This is a genomic window from Microcoleus vaginatus PCC 9802, assembly GCA_022701275.1.
In the GTDB taxonomy this organism is placed as follows: Bacteria; Cyanobacteriota; Cyanobacteriia; order Cyanobacteriales; family Microcoleaceae; genus Microcoleus; species Microcoleus vaginatus_A.
This window is the reverse complement of record CP031740.1, coordinates 6,385,360-6,406,558: the sequence shown is the minus strand read 5'-3', so window position 1 is coordinate 6,406,558 and position 21,199 is coordinate 6,385,360. Positions and strand designations below refer to the sequence as shown.

The following is a 21,199-nucleotide window of genomic DNA, read 5'->3' as shown; positions in this document are numbered from 1 at the left end:
AGCAGTCATTAGTCAGTAGTCATAACAGCCACGATCAATTTACTCGGTTGGCAATTAGGCAAATTCTACCGCAGCCAGCGGTTACAACAAGCTCTCAAGGTTATTTTGGGACTAATTTTATGTGGGAGCACAATCTTGAGGCCGGCGGCAATTGCTAGTGCTGCCGGTGATTTGTCTCGGCCACCTGTCACCGAAATTACTGTTAGTTTAGGTAACGAAGCTGGGGAACTCAAATTTTTTCCCAATCTGCTAGAATTTGAATCGGGCAAGCGCTATAAATTAGTGCTAAAAAATCCCAGTTCGCAGAAACATTATTTCACTGCCAAAAACTTTGCTGATGCGAGTTGGACTCAAAAAGTTGAAGCGGGTAAGGTGGAAATTAAAGGAGCGATTCACGAATTGGAACTTAAACCGGGCGCTATGGCAGAATGGGTGTTTGTACCCATGAAATCGGCAACGTACAACCTGCGCTGTACGTTAGCCGGACATACAGAGGCGGGAATGATTGGCAAAATTACGATCGCCTCTTAAATCCCTATCTCCGTCGCCTCACCGGACATCCTATCAATTTCACATTAATTACCGAAAAACGATCGAACTTTCGGCCCTCTAGACACTTTTCACGTAGACTCTAGCGGAGCCATTGTCAGTCCCGCACGGCTCAATTGCATATGATAAAGTTCTGCTTGCTCTTGCGGGCCAACCCAGACGGTGGCCTGGCCTTCGTGGTGGATTTGGTTGGCGAGTTTCCAAGCTTGATCGCTCGTCATCCCTGGAATGTATTTGGTCAAACATTCCACAACGTGCTGAAATGTGTTGAAATCGTCGTTGAGGACTATTACCCGATAGTTGGGATAAGGTTTGCGGGTAACTTGACTCGATCGAACGGGTGCTATGGTTGGTGAAGAGGTCATCGCGCGAACAGCCACTGAAACTACAAGATTTGTAAAATAGTTACCGAGCCCACTATAACACAATTTCAGAATTTTTTAACTACTACTAAGTAGTTCGATCGGCTTCGCCATCTCTCAAGAAGGACTAAAGTCCTCACTACCAACCTATAAAGTTTGTAGTGAGGACTAAAGTCCTCAAACCAAGAAGGACTAAAGTCCTCAAAGTCCAATGCTACTAAGCCGCAGCCAAATTGGTGGCTGCGAAATCCCAGTTAGCCAAATTATCCAAGAAATTAGTAATGTAGTCGGGACGGCGGTTTTGGAAATCCAAATAATAAGCGTGTTCCCACACATCCAAAGTCAGCAACGGAGTTTGGCCGTGTGCTAGCGGGGTGTCGGCGTTAGCTGTTTTGGTAACTTTCAAAGTACCGTTGTCCACAACCAGCCAAGCCCAGCCGCTACCGAACTGAGTTGTCGCAGCCGTCTTGAATTCTTCTTTGAATTTGTCGAAGCTGCCGAAGTCGGCGTTGATTTTCTCAGCTAAAGCTCCTGTCGGAGCGCCACCGCCGCCCGGTGCGAGGGAATTCCAGAAAAAATTGTGGTTCCAAACTTGACCTGCATTGTTGAAAATGCCGGCTTTGGATGGATCTTTAGCAGATTCCTTGACAATTTCTTCAAGAGATTTGCTGGCAAGTTCAGTGCCTTCAATCAGCTTGTTGAGGTTGGTCACGTAAGCAGCGTGGTGCTTGTCGTGGTGGAACGAAAAAGTGTGGGCCGACATATGACCTGACTCTAGGGCGTCAGCGGCGAAGGGTAATGGTGCGAGTTCAAATGCCATTGTGTTCAATCCTCTCTCTTGGTGGCTTGTGGTTTTTGGGTTGACTTTCCGGCTTTTGTATGATAAGAGCCTAGAGTCGCTAGCTGGAGTCGATCGAGCTAGCAAAAATAATTCTTTACAAGTCTCATATTTTATAGCAGTTCCGGCCTTTCAGCATTCAGACTTCTGTCTTTTAGCTATCAAAGCTACTTATTGCAGGTTTTAAAGACAGTTGATAAATTTTGGAAGCGCGATCGCTCTTAGTTCTTCTAGTATCTTTTTAGGTACTATCTTACTTATCAAAAAAAACCTGTCTTTTTTAGGTGGAGCCAAACTCCTACACAACCGCTCTGCTCATTTAATATGCGTTTGCCCTGGTGATGTTTCAATGCTGTCTTCCTTTGTTCCAGCAGCAATTAATTCTTCGATATCGTTGTGCAACTTTTGGCAAAGTCGATCGAGGGGTATATCATTAGCATCATATCCAAAGGGATTTTCAATTTCTAAACCGATTGCCTCAATGCCAAACAACGCAAAAGCCACTACCCCAACAACGGGAATTGTGCACCATTGCAAATCTTTCACCATCTGAAAAGGCAGTGCCAAACAATACAAAAGTAACAGATGCCGTAAGTGAATCGAATAAGCTTTTGGCATCGGTGCCGCTAAAATGCGTTCGCAGCGTGACAGACATTCAACTAATTGATCCAACAAGCGATTGATGGCAGCAAATTGGATACTATCAATATGCTGCTGGGTATATTGTTTAGTTAAATATCCCCCAATCCATTGCGTCACTTTTAATGGCATATTAGTGACATATTGCAACTCTAAACATTGTTCAGGAGAAAGCACTGATTTTAAGGACTGGTCAACTCCCGCGTGTCTTAAATGCTGTTTCATTGCCATAAAAAAAGCGGGAATTAAGCGCACAAAAGCAGCTTTTTCTTGACTCTGTGCTAAAGTATTAGTAGGGATTGTTAGCCACATTGGTCTCGAAATATTGCGACCCGTAAATATAGTCATACCAGCAATTTGCCAGCCTTCCCAAAATCTTTCATAGGCTGTATTAGTACGAAAAACTAATAGCAACCCTAATATAATTCCTGGAATTAATCCAGCTAAGATTGGTTGGCTAAAACCTAAATAGCCATTTTTGTAAACGATGGTAATGATCGAAGCCATTACCATGCTCAAAAGCACCTGGGTTGTGATATCCCGAATAACGGAACTTTTTAAATCAAGAGCTAGCTTAAACCAATTATTCCGGTCATAATTCATACAAATCGCCTCAATTAGAATGGAACCTAGGACTGATGGTGGAATGGACATTTACCAGACTCTGATTTCTCCTCCCAAGGATCGGGTAGATAAAAATAGTTCGGTTTAAGCAGACGATTTTCAAACTCTAAGGGGTAAACTGGTACGGTTGAACCCGATAGCGGCGGGATCAGCCAACGCCAATCTCCATAAACGTGGCGATCGCATTGTTGCTCTTCATCCACAAATTGCATAAAGGAATTGCTCAAGGTATGATGATCCAGCATCCTTACCCCATGCAGCTTGTAAGAATGCAGCACAGCTACATTGATTTCTACTAACGCTGCATCCTTCCACAGTGTCATATTGTCACTGCAATCTAAACCCATCTTTTCCGCAACAATTGGCAGCAGATTGTAGCGATAAGTGTCGCTAAAATTCCGCCCGCCAATTTCCGCGCCCATGTAAAAGCCGTTAAATGGTGTGGGGTATTGAATACCTCCCATATCCAACATCATGTTAGAAACAGCAGGGAGCGCAAACCATTTCAGCCCCAATTCTGCAAACCACTGATCGCGAGGGTGGGAAATGGGAACTTCTAAAATAACTTCTGGCGGAATTTCAAACCATTTGGGTTCCCCTTCCCCTATTTGGATAATAAAAGGCAATACATCAAAGCGGGTTTTAGACTCTTGCGACCACCCTAACTTGATTGCCTGATCTGTTAACTCCACATTAGCAGGATCGCCGAGAATGCTGCCATCGGGTTGACGGTAGCCTGCATAACGCAGCATTAAACTGCTCCAAATTCGTATCTGCAAATTTGGATTCAATATCGTAATTGTCGATCGCAAATTGCCGTTATTAGTAGCAAAGTTGATGTGTTCAACTAATGTTTCAAAAATCTCCTCCTCTGTTTGCAGATGCCGCATATCCCGCAATTGCAAACTACGCCAAAAATTGCGTCCCAGACATCGGTTACTGTTACGCCATGACAGCTTTGTGCCGTAAGCTAGTTCATCATAGGTATGTTCGTAAGTGCCTGTGCGCTCAATTGATTCCTTGACTTCTTGCCAACGGGGAAGGAAAACTTCTGGTAAACCTTGTTCGAGATAGCATTGTTTGAGGAAAACTTCTGCTTCTTTGGCGACGGAGTTAATCGGTTGGAGGTAAATGCTGGTCTGTTCGATGGGGGTAATTCCTCCTGCTAGTTGCACCGCCGGACGTTGCGAGGTGAGAGTTTGAGCGTTACCGTCCTCATTTAGCTTGGAGGAGAATAATTCTTGGCGAATGGCATGATCCTGCCAATCTGCGGTCTGTAAATAGCCGCGCACCGCATCCATAAAAGGTTGGGGCCCGCACATAAAAGCAACGGTTGCTTCCGTGTAGGGATACAAACTTTGCACAATTTCAGGGGTGAGTCTGCCTGTTGAACGAGTTGCCCGAACTGTAAAGCTTAAATTAGGATGAGTGCTTACCAGTTGCTCTAGTTCTTGGTGAAAGACTAAATCTTCGGCATGGGGAGCAGAGAAATCGAGGTGAAATTTGCGGGTATCTCCTCGGTTAGCTAAAGTTCGCATCATGGCGATCGCTGGAGTTATGCCAATCCCTCCAGCAAAAAACACTACAGGAGTTTCATCTTCTAAGAAAAACTCACCTCTTGGTTGAGAAATGCGTAACAACGCATCTTTATCTGCCCGATCGCACAACCAACCAGAAAATAAACCCAATTGTTCTCGTTTAACCGTGATTTCGTATTGCTCGGTTTGGTCGGCTGGCGAACTCAAAGTGTAAGCGCGAGTTACCCAAGAACCATTCACCCGTCCTTGAATCAGGATATGTTGTCCTGGTTTGGAAGCAAAGACTTGTTCGTACACTGGGCGGAAGTGGAAGCGCATCATCCCTCGCCCCAAATCTTCTTTAGCAACGAGTTCAGCAACAGCCAGATTGGCCGAACCTAGCATTTCTTCGACTAAAGGTTGGCAGCTACCGCAGATCATTGTCACCTGTGTTTGTTCCACAATTCCCTCTAGGGAATCAACACCTATATCTATCAGTTCTCGGAGTTTGCCACAGGTGGTTTTCGTACAGTTGCAAACGATATCGCTATCGGCTCCCGATGTGGTTGCTTCCTCAATTTGCAGTTCTCCTAACTCGCGGAATAATGCTACTTGCCAACGGGGAAGGACTCGATATTCAAAAAATAACTGAATTGCTAATCGCCGCCCCATCCAGCGTCCGCGTGCCGATAAACTGGCAATCTTGCCATCCTTTAATCTCAGGACTCGTTCGCCACCGCTTTCGGAAGTATAGCGAATTTCTTCTAAATTATTTGTATCTTCATCAGCCCAATACCACTCCAGCACTTCGCCATCTAGCGATCGCTCTCCAATCAACATCCGGTCATTTGCTTGTAGCAGCCGTGTAATTAGTGCTGGTCGTCCTGCTAAAAACCCCTCACTAATAGTTAAAATACCGCGTCCAGGCAGAATATAAACGTTAATAAGTTCCAGAATATGTTGAGCAATCCAATCGCTCAAACCAAGAGTTTTTCGCCCTAACCATTGGGCTGTTGCAACTCCATGCTCGGTTAATCCAGATTTACTTAATCCCACCAGCCAATCTAGTTGAGATTGGGCTGCTTTTTCATTCATTCCCCCTGCCATTGCATCGTGCAGCGCTGCGGAGGTTGGCAGATCAAAATAGCGAACTTCTGTCGGCACATCGGCTAGAATGCGGTTTAAATGAGCTTCTAAACCATAGACAAATTCGTCAAAATCAATCGTGCCGTTCTTGTCTTTGTCAGCCTGCTCTAAAATAGACTCAGATTCATCGTTGCTATATCCCAAATCTAATAGGTAGGGAAACAACTCTTGAGCCTCAATTTGCCCGCTTTTATCAATGTCGATCGCTTCAAATCGCAACCGAGCAAATTGTTGAGCCGACATAGTTTGCCGCAGCATTGCCGATAGTTCGAGCGCAATATCAGCACCACTAAGCAAATTGGAACCTGTCAAGATTTCTGGAGGTTGGTTGTTTATCTCTCCATGCAGCCATTTCGATAACCCTTCCGCGAGCGCTGAAGGATCTAACCAAGGTATAGTGCTAGTCCCAAGCGGTAACGACAAAGTACGGCGAAACCTCAATTCCTTTTTCTGCATCAACAGATGGGAAAATAAAGGCGCATGACGCAAGATGAGAGTTTCTATATTTAAGTCGCGCACCAGACTTTCTGCTGTAGCCAAGCGATCGGCTACTTTTCCGTTCAGACAAGCAGGTGCAACCCAAGCTAAACGCCGAATTCCCTTTTTTTTAGCTATATCTATAAAGGAACGAGTGAGGGCTACCACCTCAGATAAGTCTGTCGGCATGATAAAAATTACTGCCGCTTCTGCACTATCAAATTCTTCGGGTAAAATATTTTGAGAATTTAAGCCCAGATTCAACCACTCGCTACTAACTAAATTGGTTGCAGCAGCGATCGCCCCAAAGCGTTTTAATCCACAAACCTGAAAGCGCTCTGAAGTTACCGCCAAACTAACAAATTGCTTTGCCGGTAAATAGTGAATATCGGATGTCAAAACCAGAATAGTTGCAGCGTCCGCTGGTAAATTATTGAATGTAGAGTTAGTCACTTTCGCTTGTGTCCTGTAGACTGTGTATTTTTTAAATGTCTGTTTTATTACATCCAATTGCTTTCAAAAGCGTGACTATTGTCAAAAAAAATTACTAATATAAGAGACCAGCTAGAACATTTTACTGACCATAAATACTATTGCTGAATCCTTAATATTTTGGTCAAATTTGTGCCACTTTTTACTAATTACTTTATCAACTCTTTTTCCTCCCTGTATTATCTGTCGATTGGGGAATTGTTTCTGTATAATGCACTACAATTTGGTTCAAATCCATACAAATAGAATTTCCCAAGTAGATGTTAAATAGATAGTTCTTCTGAGTTTATGGTAAAAAAGTAGCTTAAGACAGAAAACATGGTACTTGAGCAACTGGAAACCTCATGTTTTCAGTGATATAAGTCTTAGTTATCTACTTATACCCATAAGAACCAAACACAGTCGATAAATTAATTTATACATAAGAATTAATAGAAAAATAGTTTAAGACATATTGACGACGGTCGATAATTACCTACATAATTAATGACAAATTTTGATTTTTATACACATTGCGATAAGCGTTAAGTTAAATCCTAAAACAGCACGCTATTTTTGCTGCTTGAGGATAAGAAAACTGATAGCATAAAACTGCTTTTTTCCATCTATAAATTCGCGGACATCTGCAATCACGGGTTGTTTGATTTCCTCTGCGGATTGTTGCCAATTTTGACTCAAGCAATTAAGTTAATTATTTTAAATTTGCATCATTATTGTCTTCTATTATTTCCACTAAAGTCACTAATTGTTCGCTATTTAATTGTGTGGTTGACTTCCGACTTTAGCAATAGGACTTATATCTCGTGTCTCTTGAGATCTTTTTAGTAATTTTTGAACAAAGCTCTTGGCTACCTTAAAACGTTCTGCTAGTTTTCTTATTGAGATATTTTCTTGTTTTCTCACTTCTATTATTATTTTTTTTATCAAGTCTGTTGACTAGGGTTGCATTGATGCTTTTCCTCTCAATACTTTTACTTTACTAAGTTTACCTCATAGCTCGGAAAAACGCTATATATTAAATGCTGTCGTACTAATTCATACTCCGAACAGTTTTGAGCTTTTGAACTACAGCTCTACTTCAAGTTGCCGTTATCGATGAGGATCTTAAGCATCGCTTTGTCGCTTCAAAACCAGCAAAGTGATGTCATCAAATACCTTTTGCTTACCAATATGCCGCCGCAAATCGCCAATAATGGCTTCTTTAATTTCGGTCGCCGATTTGTGCCAGTTCTCGCTAATCACTTCACAGAGTTTCTCCACTCCATATTGCACTTTGTTGATATCTTTCGCTTCTGGTATCCCATCAGTGTAGAGGACTACTCCATCTCCCGTGTGTAGCTCAATGAAAATGTGACTGATGAACTTAACAATGTCATCGTCAAGAGCAATAGGAAAGCCCAAATCCATGGTGTCGATACGTTCTAGCTGTCCACCGTTTCGCACGACGAGCACTTCTTCGTGTTGACCGCTGATGCTGATGCGTCCTTGGGAGTAATTTAAAATCGCTAGCGTAAGACTTTTCTCGGAATTCATGCGCTGGACGTTTTTGTAAAGGGTGCGGTTGATCACATCCAGGAACCGAACTGGGTCTACTTCGGGGATTTCCTTGAGGGTGCGAACGGCGGTTTGCGCCATCAGCATCAAGATGCCACTTTCAAGTCCATGTCCAGTGACATCGCCGATGCCCAGAGTGACAACGCCATCGGTGTTTAAAACATCATAGTAGTCGCCGCCGACTTCCTCGGCAGCCTCCATGTATCCAGCAATATCGAGTCCTTCAATTTCCAGTTCCTCAGCGTTTGGCAGAATCATTTGCTGCATTTGACGCACAATATCCAATTCCGCACCCATGCGAAGATTGTCTTCCTTGAGTCTCTGGTTGAGGGTATCTAACTTTTGCGCCGAGTCTGCCAGTTCCTCTATGGCTTGTTCGAGTCGATCGGATTGTACCAAGATCGATTGGTCAAAAACATCAAGCAACTGCCTCAAAGTCGCTACTTGGGATTTAAGCTGCGCTAGCTCCTGCTGAGTGTTTCTTGTGAATATTTGCCTAGAGGCTGTAGCAGATTCATCTTTTTGAGCGAAGACAGCTCCTCGATCGAAGGGCAGCAGTGCTGTCTTTACGTTCAGCGCCAGAGTGCTGAACATCTGAACCGTGCTAATAGGAATCTGGACTTTCAAGAACATGATAATTGCAAACATATTGCCTGAAGGTAATAGACCACCAAACCCCAACACAGACTTGATTCCGAAGGGAATCACAAAGGAGTCCTGAGCGGGAATATAGGGGCTGCCAATCGCTTCAGGTACATAGAAGACGTTGTATTTCCTCTGCTCGATTTCTACCAAAAGATTCGGGTCAGGGTTGATAACTGTTTTTATATCTAAGCCGAGCTGTCTGATGAGTTGCGAGATCATCGGTAGCTGATCGACTACAGATTCGCTTGCCAGTGGAATAGCCTTATGTCCAACGGATGTGTGTCTTGAGTTCCATTCCGTTTGTTCTCCTACTGTTGCCAGTGCAGTCATGCACTTCATGGCAGGCAAAGGGGGATAGTCGCCCAACATACTACGGGCATACTCGGCAAGTTCGACTTCTAAGTCTTCATAAGGGTGAGTTTTGAACAAACGGACTAGGGCGCAGGATTTCTCACCAGTTGGCTTAGTACAGAAATTTTCGTAAACATACCTAACAATTCTGTTACTCGCCTCTTCCATACTTTCAACCCCCAAGCCAAAATGGCGTAGAGCCAACCCGCATTCTGCCATGTCCCTTAAAGTGAATCTCGTCAAGTCGTACATCGGATTTCCTTATAGATTTAGAAATAACGGCAACTAAGAAAGACAGTGCCACAATCCAGTAATTATGGTGCATTTCGGCAGGTACTCGCATCGGCGCCATGCCAATATAAAGCATATTTTCAATGCCAGAGCCCATGAGAATACCGGGAATTAACAACGAGAACCTGTGTGCAAAACCTCGATGCAAGCTGTAGAAGGTGATACCAGATGCAATGATTACGGCAAGCCGAAAGACAATCACAATGGGTAAATCGTAGGCGATCGCTACTGGCAGGTGATAAGCCAGCATTCCTATAAAGTAGATTGCCCCGATGCCCGTTCCCATTGTCAAAGAACTACCAATTAACCCACCTAGGCGAATATTTTCACCTTTTTTTGGAGTCATTATCCCAGTTAATTATAAGGTGATATAGGAGGCAATAATGATGGAAAAAATGCCTAGAAAACAATCGGATTTACTTACCATTAATAGATGACAGTTATAGAAATTTAGACGGTGACTACAGCTTTGAAGCTCGCTTGAGATTTAGCCTCTTTCGTGGCAGTAGGTTTGAGGTATCGTACCACCTTTTTTTCACTAATATAAAAATTGTAATTTAAGGGCGATGTTTAGCCTTACCAATCATTAATTCCGTCACCCCTGGCAATCCACTCGTCCAAATTGTACTCGGGTTTGACAACATTAAACAAATGCAAGCCAAAATCTTGAGATCAGGATCAGCACAGGGGAGATGGCATCGAGAGAAACGTCTTTTTCTACAAGCCCGGATTGGTATAAATAAATAATCCAGCTTGAGTGCTTTCACCAAGTTACGAAACCCATCATTCAGCAGCTTGACATCCTCATAGCCGTCCTTCAAAATTCTGGCAATTTCATCTGCTTGGACACTGGAGGGTATCAAAAACAGCTTGCCTGGACTATCTATACCGATGTTGACACTGACATCATAGGCAGCACAGCGTCTGCGATCGCACTTTCGTGCCAGAGATAATTGTTCAGGGTTTTAGAGGTTTGCTCCGGCTCCAGGCAGAACAGGTTGTGAATACCAGACGAGGGCACGTCTGTATCAACTACGCCGACTCAATGACCTTGCAGGGCTACCGTAGTTGCTAAGTTAGCAGTAAATTTAGATTTACCTGTACCACCTCGATAGGAGTGTATCGAAACAACTTTTGGCATAATTTGTTAGTTAATAGTGCGATGGGGATTTTCCCAAACAATACTCACATAAAATTAGATAATACATTTTCGCCCTAATCTCACGATATTGTCAATAAACACTCCAATGACAATTAGAGAAACATGAGTGCGACTGGCTAGGTTAGCGACCGATCTAGAAGAAAAAACAGGAATTCGACTAAGTGGAGAGCAAGTTTGGAAAATATTAATCAAAAACCGGGCTTGGCAAATTACCGAGAGCGATCGCTATAAGATCCAGACCAGATAAATTCGCGCTCGCCAGAATATAGAACAGTCCACAAATTTCTATCAATAGCCAAAATAAAGATTAATTAAATCCTTAAATCTCCCTCTATTTTTTCTAGTTGAGGATAAGTAAGCTGATAGCATAAAACTGCTTTTTTCCATCTATAAATTCGCGGACATCTGCAATCACGGGTTGTTTGATTTCCTCTGCGGATTGTTGCCAATTTTGACTCACGATCGCACAGAGTCGCTCCAATCCATACTGGGCCATGTCCATGTTCTTGGGTTCTGTAATGCCATCGCTGTAGAGGACAATGCCATCCCCTGGCTGGAGATTGATCGCGAGTGCGATCGATCAAATCGGTGATATTTCCATCCAGGGCAATGGGCTGTCCTAAATCGATCGTGTCTAGCAGTTCCACCAGCCATCCAGTCCCGACGATCGGGGTTTCTTCATGTTGTCCACTGATGCTGACTTTGCCATCAGTGTAGTTGATTGAGAATTGCCAGCGTAAGGTTGCGGTCAATGTTCATCCGCAGCAGGTTCTTGTAGAGGGTGCGATTGCGGGTATGGAGAAAGCGAACGCGATCGGTTTCTCGTATTTCGTGCACTGTGAAAGCTCGCATTACCCGTTAGCCTGCAATTCCCCCAAACGAGCCAACACTTCTTTAGAATGAATCGCCGGATTAATCTTCACAAAAGTTTCGCGCAAAATACCTTCAGGGTCAATAATAAAACTGTGTCGCGCCGAGATAAAACTCATCCAAGAACCGTAAGCTTTACTCACTTTACCATCCGTATCAGCTAACAGCGGAAACTTCAAACCTTCGGAATCGCAAAATTCCGCATGGGAATCGACATCATCAGCGCTAATGCCTATAATTTGAGTATTCTTGGCCAAGTATTTCGGCAAATCTTGCTGAAATCTCCGCGCTTCGATCGTACATCCCGATGTAAAGTCTTTGGGATAAAAATAGACTACCAACCACTTACCGCGATAATCGGACAGGGACACTTGTCCGTCGCCGCTGTTTGTCGGCAAACTAAAATCCGGTGCGGCTTCATTCACCGTCGGAAGCTTGCCACCGAGGGCAAATGCAGGTGTGGCAAAATTGAAACTTAGAAAAACTAGACAAATTGCCAATAACGTGCTAAAAAACTTGCGACGGGACATCATAAATTTAGAAGTAGAACTGTACTTAAGACAAGTTTACAGTTTTCTGATTAAATGGGTAGGGGCAATTCGCGGATTGCTTCTAAAAGCCAAAGATCACTCACTCAAATAGCAATTTACCAATGAGCGCTGCACTCCCGTTAACAGGCAAAGCTATAGTAGTCCAGGTAATTAACGGTCAACCCGTTACGATCGAAGTCGATGGCACTAATGCCCCGATTACTGGGGGAAATTTTGTTGACTTAGTTGAACGTGGCATTTACGACGGGGTGATGTTTCACCGAGTTGTGCGTCAGCCAGAGCCTTTTGTGGTGCAAGGAGGCGATCCGCGCAGCAGAGATTCTACAATTCCAGCAAGTCAATTGGGAACGGGTAGTTTTATTGACCCGGATACCAATCAGGCGCGTTTTATTCCTTTGGAAATTAAGCCACAAGGGGCCGCGCCACCTGTTTACAACCAAGTTGTAGCCCAGACGCCGCAGTTGCAGCACACTCGCGGGGCTGTGGCAATGGCTCGTTCTAATGCTTTGAATTCAGCTTCTTCGCAGTTTTATTTTGCTTTGGATGAGTTGCCATTTTTGGACGGTAGTTATGCTGTTTTTGGCAACGTTATTCAAGGTTTTGAAACGGTGAATGCGGTGCAGCAGGGCGATCGCATTTCAACTGCAAAAGTCGTTGGAGGCATCGTGCCCAGTCGGGTTTCTAGCATCATTACCGATGTTAATGTCCTCAACGATTTAATTAATACTACCAATTTTGTAAATCTGCCTTTGCGAGCCCTCAGATTGGCCAACACCCCGAACAACTATCAAGTCACTTCCCAAGACTCTCAGCAAAATGCTAACGGTGTAGTGGGAGGTAGCGCAAACGATCGCATCCTCGGTACACCCACGGATGATGCAATTAACGGCAGCCAAGGCAACGATACCCTCACGGGCGAAGCGGGCGACGACTTTCTCAGAGGTGGCAAAGGTAACGACTCCATTAGCGGCGGTGTGGGCAACGATATTATCAACGGAAATCTCGGCGACGATAATCTCAATGGCGATGCTGGTAACGACTTTTTGCGAGGCGGCAGAGGTAACGATGTTTTAATCGGCGGCGATGGTAACGATATTTTACTTGGCGATATTGGTAGCGATACTCTCACTGGTGGCGCCGGGGCAGATACTTTTGTTCTGGTTACGGGTGAAAATCTGGAGTTGGATGCGTCGAGCGATATAATTCTTGATTTTAGGCCGGGAGATGGCGATCGCATTGGCTTGACCAGCGGTTTATCCAACACCTCATTTACGCAATCTGGCAGCAACACACTCATTCAATTTGGAGGAGTTACTTTGGCTGTCGTTCAAAATGCCACCCCCGCAGCAGTTCAAAACGCCGCCTTTGCAATTAACTCTCCTGGTCCTTTCCTTGTCGATAACTTGCCCACCGGAGACGCCGCCTTGAGAATTGGCTAACTTTAACAAGACTGACGCAATTATTATAGGTGTAGGGTGCTCTTCGGTGCACCTTACCTGATTGTCAATTGCCAATTGCCAATTGCCAATTGCCAAATTCAACTAACACCATAGCTTTGTAATTTGAGAAACTGCCTCTTGATAAGAATCCATTTTCCCCTGCAGCTTAAAAAGCCCTGCCGCCTTCTGAAAATCCTCAAATGCTCCCTGAACCTCTCTCAATTTATATCTAGTCAGTCCTCGATTAAAGTAAGCTTTAGCAAAATCGCGATCGAGGCGAATTGCTGACTCAAAATCAGCTAGTGCTGCCAGGGAATTCTCCATTTGCAGGCGGATAGCACCTCGGTTAAAGTAAGATTGAGCTACATTTGGGTTGAGCAGCAGTGCCGAGGTGTAATCTGCGATCGCCGCAGTATAATGTTTTAAACGAGTCAGCATAAACCCCCGATTGCTGTAATACTTGGCTCGGTAAGGATTGAGTTCGATGGCTGTAGTTAAATCTTCGATCGCCGATTGCTTGTAGCCTAATTTGTAGCGGGTCACACCGCGATCGTTGTAAGCTGAGGCGAATTGCGGATTAATGTTAATTGTGGCAGTGAAATTTTTAATCGCACCGTGCAAGTCTAGTTGTTCGAGATTTTTTAAACCCTGAGTGTAAAACTTTTTGGTACTAACTTTTAAATTTGCCTCTTGTCGGGATTCAGCTTGCTCCCCCGAAAATACGCCGGCAATATTAGTCAATCCCAAAGATTCGATCGAATTGAAAATAGTTGTGACAACTAATTGGGTTGGGAGAAGGGGGATAGTAGGCATGGGAGAAGTGCTGTTCAACTGTATGCTCTTATTTTCCTCCATAGTTGAGCTATGGACAGTGATATCCGTAGTCTCAGGAACGTGATCAGTTTGATGAGATTGGGTGATGCTGAGGCTTGAGTTGTGTGAGGAGGGTTAGCGTTAGTTAGTGATGCCGATCGCAATTAACAAAAATTGCGTCTAGAACCCTTTAAATATAAGGCTTGTAGGCTAGAGGAGCGGTTTCTTGATTCCCATATTGAGCAGTTTATACCAGGATTGTTTGCAGATATGCCCCTGGGGGAGCGATCGCAACTGCTTGGAGCAAGTATTACTTTGTAGCGATATTGCACTGGCCAATCCCGATCGAACTTGCGGTTATCTTATACCAGGTTTTTAGGAAAAATATTAGTTTGGCAGCGAGGCATCTGTGAATCAACCGGGTTTCTAGCTCAAAGCGGGTCTAACACAACCTTAGTTAAGTTTGTGCCTGCGCCAACCCTGATTAACCTTTCACTACACTAATATTTTTGAGTAATCTTGCTGAGGGAAGTTGCAGATTATTTGCTATGCTTTGATTAGACATCAATAATTAATGGCGCAAATTAGTGTCAATGAAAAGAGTTATGAGGCTGAAAACTTTCTTCGCTGCGGTGTTGGCGATCGTCCTGTTCACTCTCTACTTAACTCCTCCTGTGATGGCCGCGAATACGGAGGATTTGAGTCAGCTATTAAAAGATAATTGGTGCGTCAGCTTTCTGTGGAAGCAATGCGATTTGAGCACTGTAGATTTGCAGGGCGCTAATCTCCAAGAAGCTAATTTGAGCGGCGCTAATTTGAGTGGCGCTAATTTGTCCGGTGCTAACTTAAAAAATGCAGATCTTTCTGACGCAGACCTCACCGGGGCTAATTTAGCAAATGCTGATATTTTAGGCACGGATCTCAGTCGAGCCAATTTGACCGAAGCTAATTTCAACAGCACGAATTTGTGGGATGCTAATCTGACTTTGGCAAATCTGAGCCGCGCCAATTTACAGGATGCTAATGTCTTAGATTCTCGGCTTTGGGGAAGCAATCTTACCCAAGCTAATTTAACGGATGCGACGCTGCACGGTGCTGACTTGCAATATGCTAATTTGGCAGACACTAATTTAACAGGTGCTGACTTGCACAGCTTCTTTTTCCGAGGTTCCAAACAAGTCACAAATTTGAGCAATGCTAATTTAGAAGGTGCTATTTTAACGGGAGCAAATCTCAGAGGTGCGGTGCTGGCAGGAGCAATAATGCCGGATGGGTCTATTAATGAAGAAAGTGGCTTTAATTTAAAGTAGAGTTAAATTAAAGTCTGTTTGAATAATTTCAATAACAGGCTTTTGCGCCGATTTCGCAGTCAATGAATTATCTTGCAATAGGCTGCGCCCGTTGCCAACAGCTTGTTGAGGATGCTGTCAAGATATCAATTTAAACCAGGGTGCGATCGACCTTTTAACTCCCAAGCTGCGCCCGTTGCCAACAGCTTGTTGAGGATGCTGTCAAGATATCAATTTAAACCAGGGTGCGATCGACCTTTTAACTCCCAACCAGTAAATATCGCTAAAATCTTAAATCTCAAACCGAACCTGCGCGCATCTGTTACAATTTTCAACAAAGCCAGAACAGCCCCGAACCTGAAGCCACCTGCCTAGGGATACAAGCCCCCGACAGGAGTCGTGAAGAGCAAAAATATTAGATATTTAGTTTAAACTCCCAGATTCATCTGTAGAGTCTCTCTAAAATCTAAAATCGACTGTGGAGTCAATCTAAAATCTAAAATCTAAAATCTAAAATCTAAAATCGATCGACTGTGGAGAGCCAAAAAATTAGATATTTAGTTTAAACTCCCAGATTCATCTGTACAGTCAATCTAAAATCTAAAATCTAAAATCGATCGACTGTGGAGTCAATCTAAAATCTAAAATCTAAAATCTAAAATCTAAAATCGACTGATGGAAACCCTGCAAACCCAACTTTACGAAATCGCACAATTTGCTAATAATTTAGTAAATACTCAACTGACCAACCTCAGTTTAGTCAGCGTCGGAGTCATCTTTCTGGCAGGGTTGCTAACGAGCTTAACGCCCTGTATGCTTTCAATGTTGCCGATCACGATCGGCTACATCGGTGGATACGAAGCAAAAAGTCGCCTGCAAGCCGCAGCCCAGTCTGCGTGGTTTTCCCTGGGATTAGCCACCACCCTTGCGGGTTTAGGTATTGTAGCATCATTTGCCGGACAAGTTTACGGCAAAATTGGCCTGGGTTTGCCGATTCTTGTCAGCATTATTGCTATTCTAATGGGGCTGAATTTACTGGAAGCTTTACCCTTACAAATGCCGTCTTTCGACGCTGTGGGGTGGGTGCCGAAAAATTTGCCTGCGGGCCTGCGATCGTACTTATTGGGCTTAACTTTTGGTTTAGTAGCGTCTCCCTGCAGCACTCCGGTTTTAGCTACACTCTTAGCTTGGGTTTCCAAAACGGGGGATACAGTTTTAGGTGGTGTGTTGCTGCTGTTTTACGCTGCTGGCTACGTCGCTCCGCTGATTATAGCAGGTACTTTTACTGCTAGCATTAAAAAGTTGTTAGAATTACGTCGGTGGTCGAGTTGGATTACGCCTGTTAGCGGTGTTTTGCTAGTAGGATTTGGCGTTTTCTCTCTGCTTTCCCGCATCCTTCCCGCTTAAGTTGAGTAGTAAGGACTACAGTCTTTATTTAAAGATATAGCAATCTCTACTGAAGGCGTGAATTACGTTTTTTTAACGAACCGCGAAGACGCGAAGAACACGAAGGAAGAAAGAAAAGAAAAAGAATTCAAAATTGATTGAGGCTTGCTCGATAAAAATAATAATATTTTATTCATGTTTTGTTTCTCCCTCCTCTTTCTTCTTTCTCCCTTCTTCCATCCGTTACATCCGTTACACAATCCGTTGCCGAACTTCCTGACATCCGTTACATCCGTTACACAATCCGTTGCCGAACTTTCTTCATAATTACCAATGACATCAAAAGAAGTATTTCTATCTAAACTATCAAACTGGGCGACTGCCCCTCAAAGGTTTTTCAAGCGAGAAATCTTGCCGGTGCTAGCCGATTTGCGGCTGGCAATTATCTTGCTGCTGACGATCGCATTTTTCAGCATTTCCGGCACTGTTATCGAACAAGGCCAATCAGTACCCTTTTACCAATCTAACTATCCAGAACACCCCGCTTTGTTCGGCTTCTTAACTTGGAAAGTTGTGCTAATTGCAGGACTTGACCACGTATACCGCACTTGGTGGTTTTTGTCCATCCTAATTTTGTTCGGCAGCAGCTTAACAGCTTGCACATTTACGCGGCAATTTCCGGCATTAAAAGCCGCCCGCCGCTGGAAATTTTATGAAGAACCAAAGCAGTTTGAAAAATTAGCTCTCAGTGCGGAATTAGAAACAGTTGCTTTAAGTTCCTTAGAACCACTTTTGCAGCAAAAAAACTACCGCATATTTCGAGAAGGCGAAAAAGTTTATGCTCGCAAGGGAATAATTGGCAAAGTCGGCCCGATTATTGTTCACGCCAGTATGCTAATTATTTTAGCTGGGTCGATGTGGGGCGCGATGACGGGATTTCTAGGTCAAGAAATGGTTCCCAGCGGCGAAACATTTCAGGTGCAGAATATCATGGATGCAGGGCCTTGGGCGGGGCCGCAAATACCGAAGGATTGGTCGATGCGAGTTAATCGGTTCTGGATTGATTATAGTCCGAGCGGTGCGATCGACCAATTTTACTCTGACCTGTCAGTTTTGGACAAAACAGGCCAAGAGGTCGATCGCAAAACCATTCACGTTAACGAGCCCCTCAGATACCGGGGAGTCACATTTTATCAAGCAGATTGGGCAATAGCCGCCGTGCGAGTTCGCCTCAACAAAAGCCCGGTTTTACAATTGCCAATGGCTCAGCTAGACACCCAAGGTCAAGGCCGAATTTGGGGTGCTTGGATTCCAACAAAACCAGATTTGAGTGCGGGAGTTTCTCTGCTAGCAAAAGACTTGCAAGGAACGATGTTAGTGTACGGTACGGATGGCAAGTTGTTAACTACAGTTCGCGCAGGCACGGCAGTAGAAGTTAATGGAGTCATGCTGACAATTGACGAAGTTGTAGGCAGTACGGGATTGCAAATTAAAGCTGATCCGGGCATTCCGATCGTTTATACTGGCTTCGGGTTGCTAATGCTCAGCGTGCTGATGAGCTATCTGTCTCACTCGCAGATTTGGGCTTTGGAAAAGGACGGCAAACTATACGTCGGCGGGCGCACTAATCGCGCTCAGGTGACTTTTGAAAGAGAAGTTGTGGAGATTTTGGACAAGTTGGCCGAATCGAAAACAGCAGAGGAAAAAAGTGCGATCGCCCCGACTTCTGTTGCAAGTCAAAGCTAACCGTAGGGTGCGCTAGGCGCACCTTACACCAACGATCAATATCAAAAAGATTAGTTGAGTTTGTAGCGTGCGCGTTGCCAGATATGTCGAGGTGGTTAATGTGAACCTGAGAAAAAGCATAAAACCGCTATTTCACGTTCTGATTTTTCAAATTTCCAGTAATGAAAATTGCTATACGGAGTTTTGGTTTAAAAATCAAAAGGCTGAAACGCCGGTCAATCGGTACTCTCGGGTGGGCGACAAACTCAACCGATGCCCAGTGTACACCCTACAAACTACGAGATTTTAAGCGTTTGAACGACTTTTTGACTCGCTTGAGAGGGCTGCCCTGACGCACCCTACAATTACTTACTAATTTTATTAACAATCCTATTTCTTAAAACTATTGTGGGGTGCGCTTCAAGGCCACCCCACAATTAAATCTCAATGCCACAACAGCTTAATACCCACCCTACTTCTGGTGCGACACCTCAATCACGGTGTGGACGTTCCCCCGTGGCGAAAAATCGCCCTTAATCGTCGCTTCCAGCGGCGCGCAAGCGGCCACAAAATCGTCTAAAATTTGATTGATCGATTCTTCGTGAGAAATGTAGCGATCGCGATAACTGTTAACGTACAGTTTCAGCGCCTTTAACTCTACCACCCGCTCGTCGGGCACATAAGTAACGTGAATTGTCGCAAAATCTGGATAGCCAGAAAATGGGCACTTGCAAGTAAACTCCGGCAACGTAATGTTAATCGAGTAGCGCCGCCCGACTCGCGGATTCGGAAAAGTAATTAACTCCCCTTCCAAAATCTGGCGTTCGCCGTATTTCATTTCCTCGGTGCTTGACTTTTGCGACATAGTTTGTTCCGGTGCGTAGTTGTTCATAGCGATTGACTAAAAACTTGTAACATTAAATTAAATTTACGTTCAATATCTGTAACAAATATCTTGACGAATTGTGTTGCGATCGATCTAATTGCAAATACTCTCAGGCTAAACTAAAACAAGTTCACCCTCGCCATCTACAATTATGCAAAATACTACCTTATCTGACAATACTTCCCCTGAAAACTCAAATAGTTACTCTCCATCGGTACCAATTTCCCTCTATCGAGAAGTCACCGCAGAGCTGCAAGCAGCCCAAGCGATGGTGGACTCCCTCAAAACGCACAATCAGCAATTAGTCCAACAAAATCAACAACTGCGGCGAGAAGTAGAAACAGTAGTTCAAGTATCCCAACAGTTACAGCAAGTAGTCAACTCGGCTCAGAGCGTCACCCAGACAGGGATGCCTCAAATGCCGTCAGTCAAATTCAATTTCAGCGTTCAACCTCCGCCCCCACCACCTCCCACCTTGCAGACTAACTCTGCCGTACCTCAACCACCTCAGACAGTGGCTTTCCCCTTCCCACTACCGGAACCGGAGCCAACAGTACCCCCGATGCCGCAGCCACTTCCCGAAAAATTATTTACAGAGGTGCCGGAAACTCCCTACCGTGTCCGATCTCAACTCAAAAAAACCTCAGACTTAAGTGGATTGTGGTTGGCGATCGCGATTTTTCTGATTGTGATTGCAGCTTTCGGTGCAGGTTATTTAGTTGTCCGCCCTTTATTAATGAAAAAGTAAATTCCAACAAGAATCCCACGACTCCAGCCGTGGGATTTTAAACAAAACCTAGCATAAATTGTTCAAAGTTACGCTAATTGGCCATCATCCTCTGGCGGCACTCGTTTCTACTGAACGAGGGGCATACTGCTCTTCACAAGCAGAACCTACGATGCCCACCCCTGGCTCGAAACCGCGCGTGAACTCAGTGAGTTTTACCTGTTTAGCTTCTAAAGCGGTCTGTAGCACCTTCATGGCTCGGTGAGGGTCGCCGGCTCCGCAGAAAAATAAGTCTGCGGCAAAATAACCGTGTTCAGGCCAAGTATGGATTGCTATATGAGACTCGGCCAAAGTAGCAGTAGCCGTCACTCCGTGAGGACTAAACTGGTGTACGCACAAATCGATGAGAGTAGCTCCTCCGGCTTCGATCGCATCGAGTATGGCGCGGCGGATACGTTCCGGATCGTTAAGCAAGTCTCCAGGAGACTGCCAAGCATCAGCGACCAGATGGGTTCCCAATTGTTTCATTCTGCGGGGTTTTACCTCTATTGATGTTAAGTCTCAAACCTTTTAACGTTAGCACGATGTCAAAAATTTTGCAAGTATGTTTCACAAATAAAAATGAAGATTAGGAGAAATACCCACCACCAAGCGCTGGCTTTATGGTGGGGTCAAACTGTCTCACAGGCAGATGCCACTCACTAATGGAATTCGTATTATTTCAATGCTGCCTTGTTCTTCTCAAACCACCTTTTTTGATTAAAGCGATCTCTGGTTTCCATTGGCTAAAAAAACCAAAGCTCGCTCGTTCCGGCTGTGGCCGAATTGATATGATATCCAAATGCCACAGAAGGACGGCTATGCTC

General features: G+C 44.3%; 17 protein-coding genes and 2 pseudogenes. 7 read left to right on the top strand and 12 right to left on the bottom strand.

From position 1 onward, the window contains the following. Positions 1–33: 33 nt before the first annotated feature. Positions 34–531 (top strand): biphenyl 2,3-dioxygenase, encoded by a 498-nt coding sequence (locus D0A34_26415; protein ID UNU21907.1) that lies wholly within the window; start codon positions 34–36, stop codon positions 529–531. A gap of 89 nt (positions 532–620) precedes the next feature. Here D0A34_26415 and clpS read toward each other — a convergent pair whose 3' ends face one another. The 9 genes and pseudogenes from clpS to D0A34_26370 form a co-directional block, all read right to left on the bottom strand. Then, positions 621–914, bottom strand: coding sequence for an ATP-dependent Clp protease adapter ClpS (gene clpS, locus D0A34_26410; protein ID UNU21906.1), 294 nt, complete (start codon positions 912–914; stop codon positions 621–623). 214 nt (positions 915–1,128) lie between these two features. After that, the gene (locus tag D0A34_26405) at positions 1,129–1,731 is read right to left on the bottom strand and encodes a superoxide dismutase (GenBank protein UNU21905.1); all 603 of its coding nucleotides are present in this window, start codon (positions 1,729–1,731) and stop codon (positions 1,129–1,131) included. Positions 1,732–2,064: 333 nt separating this feature from the next. Then, entirely contained in the window at positions 2,065–2,991 is a 927-nt protein-coding gene (locus D0A34_26400; GenBank protein ID UNU21904.1) for a hypothetical protein, read from the bottom strand. A gap of 26 nt (positions 2,992–3,017) precedes the next feature. Continuing rightward, the gene (locus tag D0A34_26395) at positions 3,018–6,605 is read right to left on the bottom strand and encodes a nitric oxide synthase NOS (protein UNU21903.1); all 3,588 of its coding nucleotides are present in this window, start codon (positions 6,603–6,605) and stop codon (positions 3,018–3,020) included. Between the two features lie 1,143 nt (positions 6,606–7,748). Beyond that, positions 7,749–8,846: a stage II sporulation protein E (SpoIIE) gene (locus tag D0A34_26390; protein ID UNU22476.1), complete on the bottom strand. Its 1,098-nt coding sequence runs from the start codon at positions 8,844–8,846 to the stop codon at positions 7,749–7,751. Between the two features lie 520 nt (positions 8,847–9,366). After that, entirely contained in the window at positions 9,367–9,831 is a 465-nt protein-coding gene (locus D0A34_26385; GenBank protein ID UNU21902.1) for a hypothetical protein, read from the bottom strand. Between the two features lie 374 nt (positions 9,832–10,205). Further along, positions 10,206–10,626: pseudogene (locus tag D0A34_26380) on the bottom strand (MinD/ParA family protein). A 361-nt stretch (positions 10,627–10,987) separates the two neighbouring features. Next, a pseudogene (locus tag D0A34_26375) lies at positions 10,988–11,499 on the bottom strand (hypothetical protein). Continuing rightward, positions 11,499–12,050: a peroxiredoxin gene (locus D0A34_26370; GenBank protein UNU21901.1), complete on the bottom strand. Its 552-nt coding sequence runs from the start codon at positions 12,048–12,050 to the stop codon at positions 11,499–11,501. Before D0A34_26370 ends, D0A34_26375 begins: the two are co-directional and overlap by 1 nt. Before the next feature lie 119 nt (positions 12,051–12,169). Between D0A34_26370 and D0A34_26365 the strand changes: the two genes are divergently transcribed. Beyond that, positions 12,170–13,507, top strand: coding sequence for a peptidylprolyl isomerase (locus D0A34_26365; GenBank protein ID UNU21900.1), 1,338 nt, complete (start codon positions 12,170–12,172; stop codon positions 13,505–13,507). 102 nt (positions 13,508–13,609) lie between these two features. Here D0A34_26365 and D0A34_26360 read toward each other — a convergent pair whose 3' ends face one another. Beyond that, positions 13,610–14,320, bottom strand: a complete 711-nt coding sequence (locus D0A34_26360; GenBank protein ID UNU22475.1) for a tetratricopeptide repeat protein — start codon at positions 14,318–14,320, stop codon at positions 13,610–13,612. Positions 14,321–14,913: 593 nt separating this feature from the next. Here D0A34_26360 and D0A34_26355 point away from each other — a divergent pair. The 4 genes from D0A34_26355 (at position 14,914) to D0A34_26340 (ending at position 18,741) form a co-directional block, all read left to right on the top strand. Further along, positions 14,914–15,630, top strand: a complete 717-nt coding sequence (locus D0A34_26355; protein ID UNU21899.1) for a pentapeptide repeat-containing protein — start codon at positions 14,914–14,916, stop codon at positions 15,628–15,630. Between the two features lie 111 nt (positions 15,631–15,741). Beyond that, the gene (locus D0A34_26350) at positions 15,742–15,984 is read left to right on the top strand and encodes a hypothetical protein (GenBank protein ID UNU21898.1); all 243 of its coding nucleotides are present in this window, start codon (positions 15,742–15,744) and stop codon (positions 15,982–15,984) included. Positions 15,985–16,284: 300 nt separating this feature from the next. Next, positions 16,285–17,016, top strand: coding sequence for a cytochrome C biogenesis protein CcdA (locus D0A34_26345; GenBank protein ID UNU21897.1), 732 nt, complete (start codon positions 16,285–16,287; stop codon positions 17,014–17,016). 312 nt (positions 17,017–17,328) lie between these two features. Next, the gene (locus tag D0A34_26340) at positions 17,329–18,741 is read left to right on the top strand and encodes a cytochrome c biogenesis protein (protein UNU21896.1); all 1,413 of its coding nucleotides are present in this window, start codon (positions 17,329–17,331) and stop codon (positions 18,739–18,741) included. 451 nt (positions 18,742–19,192) lie between these two features. On the opposite strand, the gene queF is transcribed toward D0A34_26340, so the two are convergent. Beyond that, on the bottom strand, positions 19,193–19,612 hold the full coding sequence (queF, locus tag D0A34_26335; GenBank protein ID UNU21895.1) for an NADPH-dependent 7-cyano-7-deazaguanine reductase QueF: 420 nt from the start codon (positions 19,610–19,612) through the stop codon (positions 19,193–19,195). A 145-nt stretch (positions 19,613–19,757) separates the two neighbouring features. On the opposite strand from queF, the gene D0A34_26330 reads away from it, so the two are divergent. Continuing rightward, positions 19,758–20,354 carry a hypothetical protein gene (locus tag D0A34_26330; GenBank protein UNU21894.1) on the top strand — a complete coding sequence of 199 codons (597 nt, stop codon included), beginning with the start codon at positions 19,758–19,760 and terminating at the stop codon, positions 20,352–20,354. Positions 20,355–20,438: 84 nt separating this feature from the next. Here D0A34_26330 and speD read toward each other — a convergent pair whose 3' ends face one another. Further along, entirely contained in the window at positions 20,439–20,861 is a 423-nt protein-coding gene (gene speD / locus D0A34_26325; protein UNU21893.1) for an adenosylmethionine decarboxylase, read from the bottom strand. Between the last annotated feature and the right edge of the window lie 338 nt (positions 20,862–21,199).

What these genes read in the sequence shown, in the direction of transcription:
- D0A34_26330 (UNU21894.1), top strand. Translation starts at nt 19,758, where the DNA reads ATGCAAAATACTACCTTATCTGACAATACTTCCCCTGAAAACTCAAAT.
- D0A34_26345 (UNU21897.1), top strand. Translation starts at nt 16,285, where the DNA reads ATGGAAACCCTGCAAACCCAACTTTACGAAATCGCACAATTTGCTAAT.
- clpS (UNU21906.1), bottom strand. Translation starts at nt 914, where the DNA reads ATGACCTCTTCACCAACCATAGCACCCGTTCGATCGAGTCAAGTTACC.
- D0A34_26400 (UNU21904.1), bottom strand. Translation starts at nt 2,991, where the DNA reads ATGAATTATGACCGGAATAATTGGTTTAAGCTAGCTCTTGATTTAAAA.
- D0A34_26385 (UNU21902.1), bottom strand. Translation starts at nt 9,831, where the DNA reads ATGACTCCAAAAAAAGGTGAAAATATTCGCCTAGGTGGGTTAATTGGT.
- D0A34_26370 (UNU21901.1), bottom strand. Translation starts at nt 12,050, where the DNA reads ATGATGTCCCGTCGCAAGTTTTTTAGCACGTTATTGGCAATTTGTCTA.
- D0A34_26405 (UNU21905.1), bottom strand. Translation starts at nt 1,731, where the DNA reads ATGGCATTTGAACTCGCACCATTACCCTTCGCCGCTGACGCCCTAGAG.
- queF (UNU21895.1), bottom strand. Translation starts at nt 19,612, where the DNA reads ATGAACAACTACGCACCGGAACAAACTATGTCGCAAAAGTCAAGCACC.
- D0A34_26340 (UNU21896.1), top strand. Translation starts at nt 17,329, where the DNA reads ATGACATCAAAAGAAGTATTTCTATCTAAACTATCAAACTGGGCGACT.
- D0A34_26365 (UNU21900.1), top strand. Translation starts at nt 12,170, where the DNA reads ATGAGCGCTGCACTCCCGTTAACAGGCAAAGCTATAGTAGTCCAGGTA.
- D0A34_26350 (UNU21898.1), top strand. Translation starts at nt 15,742, where the DNA reads ATGCTGTCAAGATATCAATTTAAACCAGGGTGCGATCGACCTTTTAAC.
- D0A34_26355 (UNU21899.1), top strand. Translation starts at nt 14,914, where the DNA reads ATGAAAAGAGTTATGAGGCTGAAAACTTTCTTCGCTGCGGTGTTGGCG.
- D0A34_26390 (UNU22476.1), bottom strand. Translation starts at nt 8,846, where the DNA reads ATGTTTGCAATTATCATGTTCTTGAAAGTCCAGATTCCTATTAGCACG.
- speD (UNU21893.1), bottom strand. Translation starts at nt 20,861, where the DNA reads ATGAAACAATTGGGAACCCATCTGGTCGCTGATGCTTGGCAGTCTCCT.
- D0A34_26360 (UNU22475.1), bottom strand. Translation starts at nt 14,320, where the DNA reads ATGCCTACTATCCCCCTTCTCCCAACCCAATTAGTTGTCACAACTATT.